The organism is Rhizobacter sp. P1_G5, assembly GCF_056405435.1.
Genome location: NZ_JBFUCB010000388.1, coordinates 1 through 5,819, shown reverse-complemented (window position 1 = coordinate 5,819; position 5,819 = coordinate 1). Strand labels below are relative to the sequence as shown.

The window sequence follows — 5,819 nt, the reverse complement described above, 5'->3', positions numbered from 1 at the left end:
ACGATGTTCACGTGCGCCAGCCCGCCGCGCAGCCAGCCCACCAGCGCGAGCGAGAAGTTGTAGATGCGCGTCGTGATGCCGGCCACGTTCATCAGGTTGCCGGCCAGGATGAAGAACGGCACGGCCAGCAGCGGGAAGCTGTCGATGCCGCCGACCATGCGGTGGATCACGACGAAGGGCGGCGCGCTGCCGCTCAGCAGCACGAACAGCAGCACCGCCGCGGCCATCGCGATCGCGACCGGCACGCCGGCGCCCATGAACGCGAGGAAGACGAGCTTGAAGACGGCCGTCATGGCTGCGCGCTCCTGTCATCGGCGTCGACCGGATCGCCGAGCTCCGGCCGCTCGAGCACCGATGCACCGCGCCGCCAGTTCGCACGCGCGACGCCGACCGCGCGCCAGGTCATCGCGGCGAAGCCGAGCAGCACCGCGCCATACACCAGCCCCATCGGCAGGTCGACCACCGCCATGCGGCTCGCGCCGATGCGCCCGATCAGCTGCCAGGTCAGCACCGCGCAGATCGCGAGGAAGCCGATTCGCAGCGCATCGACGAGCGTCGCCACCACGCGCATCGGCCGGGCGGGGAGCACGCGGTACAGGTAGTCGACCTGGATGTGGTTGTTCTTGCGCACGCCGATCGCCGCGCCGATGAAGACGATGGCGACGAGGAAGTAGCGGGCGATCTYCTCGGTCCACGAGGCCGAGTCGTTGAGCGCGTAGCGGGTGAAGAACTGGTAGAAGACCGTCGCCCCGAGCAGCACGAACAGCGCGAACGCGAGCCAGTCCTCGGCACGGTAGGCGCGCAGGTCGACCTCGGCATCGTGGATGTCGAAGTGCGCCGCCTCCTGCGCCACGGTGGGCGGCGTTTCGTGCAGCGGCTCGTCGAGGGCGGCAGGCGGCATCACGGCTCTCCCGGCTTCCAGCCCGAGGCGAAGCGCACCTCGGCGTTCTTCATGTGCTTGCGCATCGCGTCGCGTGCCGCGCGCGGGTCGCGCCCGGCCACCGCCTGCAGCAGCTCGCCGTGCTCCTCGACCGCCTGCTTCCACACCGCCTCGCCCGAGAAATGCGATTCGAGCTGCGTGTACAGCGGGCCGGTGCGCGCCTCCCACAGCTGCTGCACCACCATCAGCAGCGCGCTGTTGCCGCTGGCCTCGGCCAGGCACAGGTGAAAGCGCTGGTCGGCGGCCACGGCCTCGGGCGCGTGCGTCGCATGGCGCTGCATGTCGACGAGCGCGCTCTTCAGGCGCTGCAGGTGCTCGGGCGTCGCATGGGTGGCCGCCAGCGCCGCGGTCTCGGACTCGATGATCCAGCGCGCGCGGATCAGGTCGAACGGACCTGGCGGCGTCGCCTCGGTGCGGTGCGACGCGCCGCCCGGCTTGCGCGCGCAGACGAACACGCCCGCCCCGCCGCGCACCTCGACCAGTCCCTCGACCTCCAGCGCGATCAGCGCCTCGCGCACCGACGGGCGGCTCACGCCGAGCTGCTCCGAGAGGTCGCGCTCCGACGGCAGCCGTGCACCCACGCGGAACTCGCCCTTGTCGATGAGGCGGCTCAGCTGGTCGGCGATCTGCCGGTACAGCCGGCGGCTCTCGATGGTCTGGATGGGCATGGACAACCGGGCGCCTGGATTGGTCAGGCCAGTTGATCTTCTGTGAGCCGTCTCGCGGGTCCAAGAGGGTTGGCCCTGTCAGGGAACTCCCTGACCGGCCTGCGGTTGCGAATTGGCCTGACCACTTGTCCAATGTGCGGATGGACCTGTTTCGCCTCGACGGCAAGGTGGCACTGGTGACCGGTGCGAGCCGCGGCATCGGCCAGGCGATGGCCATCGCGCTGGCGCAGGCCGGGGCCGACGTGGCGGGTGCGGCGCAAGGCGACCAGGCCGGCACGCAGGCGGCCGTGGAGGCCTGCGGCCGGCACCTGAGGGCCGCGTTCTTCCTCGCGCAGGCTGCGGCGCGGCGGTTCGTGCAGCAGGGCCGCGGCGGCAAGGTGATCAACGTCGCGTCGATGCTGTCGTTCCAGGGCGGCGTGCGGGTCGCGTCGTACACCGCGGCCAAGAGCGGGCTGATGGGCATCACGCGGCTGCTGGCCAACGAATGGGCGCCGCTGGGCATCAACGTGAACGCGATCGCGCCCGGCTACATCGCGACCGACAACACGCTGGTGCTGCGCCAGGACGAGAAGCGCAACGGCGAGATCCTCGCGCGCATTCCGGCCGGTCGCTGGGGGCGGCCGGACGACCTCGCGGGGGCGACGGTGTTCCTCGCCGCCGCGGCGTCCGACTACATGCACGGCCACACGCTGGCAGTCGATGGCGGGTGGCTGGCACGCTGAAGAAGACGACGACAACCACAACGACGGAGACGACATGACATCGAGATCGATACTCGCGGCCGCCGCATGCGCGCTGGCCTTGCAGGGCGCTGCGCGCGCCGAGGATGCGCTGGACCTGAAGCTGCGCAACGGATGGGCCGTCGCGGTGCAGCAGGAGGGCGCGATCGCGCAGCGCAGCAACAAGACCTCGTACCCGAAGGTCACCACCAGCGACGCGGCGCAGGCCTGGACCTATGCCGGCTCCGGCGAATGGACCAGCGGCTTCTTCCCGGCCAACCTGTGGCTGCTGCACGGCCAGTTCGCGGCCGACGGCTGGAGCACGCAGGCGCAGACCTGGCAGAACGGCATGGAGGGCCAGGACACCAACACCGGCACCCACGACGTCGGCTTCATGGTGTTCACGCCGTTCGGCAATGCGTACCGGCTGACCGGCGTCGACAGCTACCGGCAGGTGGCGCTGACCGCCGCCAATTCGCTCAGCCAGCGCTACAACGGCACCGTGGGTGCGGTGCGCTCGTGGGGCTCGAACGGCGACAACGCGAACTTCCAGGTGATCATGGACAACATGATGAACCTGGAGCTGCTGTTCTGGGCCAGCCGGCACGGGGGCTCGACGGCGCTCTACAACCAGGCCCGCAGCCATGCGCTGAAGACGCGCGACAACCACGTGCGTGCCGACGGCAGCAGCTTCCACCTCGTCACCTACGACCCGGTGACCGGCGGCGTGAAGTCGCGCACCACGGTGCAGGGCTACAGCGACAGCTCGACCTGGGCGCGCGGCCAAGCCTGGGGCATCTACGGCTTCACGATGACGTACCGCTTCACCGGCGAGACCACCTTCCGCGACACCGCGCGCAAGATGGCCGACTGGTACCTCGCGCACCTGCCGGCGGATTCGATCCCGTACTGGGATTTCAACGACCCGGCGATCCCGGGCGCGCCGCGCGACACCTCGGCGGCGGCGATCGCGGCGGCCGGGCTGATCGAGCTGTCGTTGCTGGAGACCGACGCCACGCGCGCCACCACCTACCGCAACGCGGCGCGCACGGCGCTGGGCGCGCTGCTGTCGGCGCCGTGGTTCGCGACGCTGGGCACGCCGTCGAACAGCCAGGCCTTGCTGCTGCAGAGCGCCTACAACCACCACGCCGGCAACACGCTCTACAACCAGGGCACGGCCTGGGGCGACTACTACCTGCTGGAGTCGATGCAGCGCTGGCGCCGCATCGACCCGGGCCTGGCGGCACTGCCGGTGGCCTCGGTCAGCGCGACCAGCGCGCAGGCGGGCAACCCGGCCGCCAACGCGGTCGACGGCAGCCTGGCGACGCGCTGGAGCGCCGAAGGCGACGGCCAGGCGATCACGCTCGACCTGGGCTCGAGCCGCGCGATCCAGAAGGTCGGCGTGGCCTTCTACCTGGGCGACCAGCGCACCGCGCGCTTCGACATCGCGACCTCACCCGACGGCAACGGATGGACCACGCGCTGGCGCGGCATCTCCAGCGGCCAGACGACCGCGAAGGAGTTCTACGACATCACCGACGTGACGGCACGCTACGTGCGCATCACGGGGCATGGCAGCACGGCGAGCCAGTGGAACAGCATCACGGAGCTCACCGTGCACTGATCCGCTACCGACGCCGCGTCTTCGCGACCGGTGCCGCCGCCTCGCCGCCCTGCTGCAGCCCCTCGGCCATGCCGATCAGCACGCCGCTGACCAGCGCCGAGTAGCTGTCGAGCAGCGCCTGCGCCGTCTTCAGGCCGAGCGCGCGGCTGTCGCGGATGGCGGTCTGCGCCTGCGACACCAGCTGCTCGACGGCGTTCGATGCCTGGGCGCCGGTGTCGGTGCCCTTCAGCTTCATCGTCTCGAGCACCTGGCTCCAGGCCCCCTGCAGCGGCTCGGTGGCCGAGCCCGCGGCCTTGCTGACGGTCGAGAAGAAGGTGTCCTCCATCTTCTCCAGGTCGGCCAGCGCGCCCTTCAGCTGCTTTTCCTGCAGCCCGACGCCCTGGTCGACGAACTGCTGCAGCGCCTTGCGGTGCGCCTCGACGGCCTGCAGCAGCGCGCCATCCATGCCGGAGAAGGCCTTGCCGAGCAGCGCCTCCGGGTCGATCGCCGGCGAGGGGTTCTCGGCGAGGCCAGTCGAGGCGGCCTTGGTGACCGTCTTCACGACGCCGCGGATGTTCTGCAGCGTCAGTTCGCGGCCTTGCAGCGCCTTCAGCGTCGCCTCGCCGACCGCCTTGCGCAGCGCCTCGCCCTGGCGGGCGCTGGCCTGCGAGAACATCGCGATCAGTGCGTCCTGGTCGATCCCTGACTTGCTCATTCGCTTCTCCTGGTGGTGTGCTCGGTGGCGTGGTCGGCCGGCGGAATCCGGCGCCCCGCAAGGGTATCCAACTGTTTTCGAGAAGGAAACCTCGCCAGCCCTGATAATGTCGGACCCGCGCGGCCGCGGGCCCTCTATGGGGCCTGCGATCCGCGCCCTTTCCCTCCGGGTGCGCGACCCGCGCCCGCAACCCCCTGATCCATGGCCAAAGACCAAGTCAAAAACTCGATCGATGCCGAAGGCCTGCGTTATCGCACCAAGGCCCCCGGCTCTCCGTTTGCGTCTGCCGGCGTGTTCAGCGCCGCGACGATGTCATGCTTCCTGTGCGGCAAGCACCGTGCGCGCACGTCGCTGAAGTCGCGCAAGCTGCTGGGCAAGACCCAGTTCGTCTGCGCGCCGTCCTGCAAGGAAGCGGACGAGGCTTAGGCTGAATCGCCGGCTGAGGCGGGCCGAGCGCCGGGCCGCCCCAAGCCGGCCCGCATCCCCCCGGGGGATCGGTCAACGTACTCGTTGACCGAGGGGCCGTCATCCCTAGCGGGCCTTCGCGAGCAACCAGATTCCCGCCAGCACCAATACCGTGCCAGCGGCGACCCATCCGGTGAACGGCTCGCCGAGGATCACCACGCCCATCAGGATCGTGGACAACGGCCCGACCATCCCGGTCTGGGCCGCCACCGTCGCGCCGACGCGCTCGATGGCCATCATCACCATCAGCACCGGCGCGAAGGTGCACAGCGTCGCGTTCAGCACCGACAGCCAGATCACCTCGGGCGCCACCAGCGCTGCCGACATCGGCCGCAGCACGACGAACTGCCCGATGCACAGCACGCAGGCCACCGTGGTCGCGAGACCCGTGAGCCGCAGCGCCCCCAGGCGCTTGACCTCCTCGCCGCTGAACGCCAGGTACAGCGCATAGCTCACCGCGCTGCCGAACACCAGCGCCGCGCCGAGCGCCACGTGCGTGCCGACCAACTGGATCTCGTGCCCGAACACCAACAGCACGCCGGCATAGCTGACGCCCAGCGCCATCAGCTGGCGGCGGTTCACGGTCTTGTGGAACAGCACGACGCCGAGGAACAGCACCAGCGTCGGGTTCAGGTAGAGGATCAGCCGCTCAAGGCTCGCGCTGATGTACTGCAGCCCGGCGAAGTCGAGGAAGCTCGCGAGGTAGTAG

General features: G+C 70.0%; 8 protein-coding genes. 3 read left to right on the top strand and 5 right to left on the bottom strand.

Translation table 11 applies throughout. The features are described 5' to 3' along the window. The 3 genes from AC1D12_RS22585 to AC1D12_RS22575 all read right to left on the bottom strand — a co-directional run. Positions 1-293, bottom strand: a 293-nt coding sequence (locus tag AC1D12_RS22585; RefSeq protein WP_477842983.1) for a TRAP transporter large permease subunit, incomplete at its 3' end; no start/stop codon positions are given. After that, positions 290-901 (bottom strand): TRAP transporter small permease, encoded by a 612-nt coding sequence (locus tag AC1D12_RS22580; protein ID WP_477842981.1) that lies wholly within the window; start codon positions 899-901, stop codon positions 290-292. The genes AC1D12_RS22580 and AC1D12_RS22585, both read right to left, overlap by 4 nt. After that, complete coding sequence (locus AC1D12_RS22575) at positions 901-1,608, bottom strand: FadR/GntR family transcriptional regulator (protein WP_477842979.1); 708 nt, start codon at positions 1,606-1,608, stop codon at positions 901-903. Before AC1D12_RS22575 ends, AC1D12_RS22580 begins: the two co-directional genes overlap by 1 nt. A 140-nt stretch (positions 1,609-1,748) precedes the next feature. Here AC1D12_RS22575 and AC1D12_RS22570 point away from each other — a divergent pair, with 140 nt between their 5' ends. Together AC1D12_RS22570 and AC1D12_RS22565 are read left to right on the top strand one after the other, a co-directional pair. Continuing rightward, entirely contained in the window at positions 1,749-2,330 is a 582-nt protein-coding gene (locus AC1D12_RS22570) for an SDR family oxidoreductase (protein WP_477826251.1), read from the top strand. Between the two features lie 34 nt (positions 2,331-2,364). Then, entirely contained in the window at positions 2,365-3,951 is a 1,587-nt protein-coding gene (locus AC1D12_RS22565) for a discoidin domain-containing protein (RefSeq protein ID WP_477842977.1), read from the top strand. Positions 3,952-3,955: 4 nt separating this feature from the next. On the opposite strand, the gene AC1D12_RS22560 is transcribed toward AC1D12_RS22565, so the two are convergent. After that, positions 3,956-4,645, bottom strand: coding sequence for a DUF6781 family protein (locus AC1D12_RS22560; RefSeq protein ID WP_477842975.1), 690 nt, complete (start codon positions 4,643-4,645; stop codon positions 3,956-3,958). Positions 4,646-4,846: 201 nt separating this feature from the next. Between AC1D12_RS22560 and AC1D12_RS22555 the strand changes: the two genes are divergently transcribed. Beyond that, a complete protein-coding gene (locus AC1D12_RS22555) occupies positions 4,847-5,071 on the top strand; it encodes a hypothetical protein (RefSeq protein ID WP_047504444.1) in 225 nt (74 codons plus the stop codon). Between the two features lie 105 nt (positions 5,072-5,176). Here AC1D12_RS22555 and AC1D12_RS22550 read toward each other — a convergent pair. Beyond that, a partial coding sequence (locus tag AC1D12_RS22550) for a DMT family transporter (RefSeq protein ID WP_477842973.1) occupies positions 5,177-5,819 on the bottom strand: 643 nt, incomplete at its 5' end.

What these genes read in the sequence shown, in the direction of transcription:
- AC1D12_RS22575 (WP_477842979.1), bottom strand. Translation starts at nt 1,608, where the DNA reads ATGCCCATCCAGACCATCGAGAGCCGCCGGCTGTACCGGCAGATCGCC.
- AC1D12_RS22570 (WP_477826251.1), top strand. Translation starts at nt 1,749, where the DNA reads ATGGACCTGTTTCGCCTCGACGGCAAGGTGGCACTGGTGACCGGTGCG.
- AC1D12_RS22565 (WP_477842977.1), top strand. Translation starts at nt 2,365, where the DNA reads ATGACATCGAGATCGATACTCGCGGCCGCCGCATGCGCGCTGGCCTTG.
- AC1D12_RS22555 (WP_047504444.1), top strand. Translation starts at nt 4,847, where the DNA reads ATGGCCAAAGACCAAGTCAAAAACTCGATCGATGCCGAAGGCCTGCGT.
- AC1D12_RS22560 (WP_477842975.1), bottom strand. Translation starts at nt 4,645, where the DNA reads ATGAGCAAGTCAGGGATCGACCAGGACGCACTGATCGCGATGTTCTCG.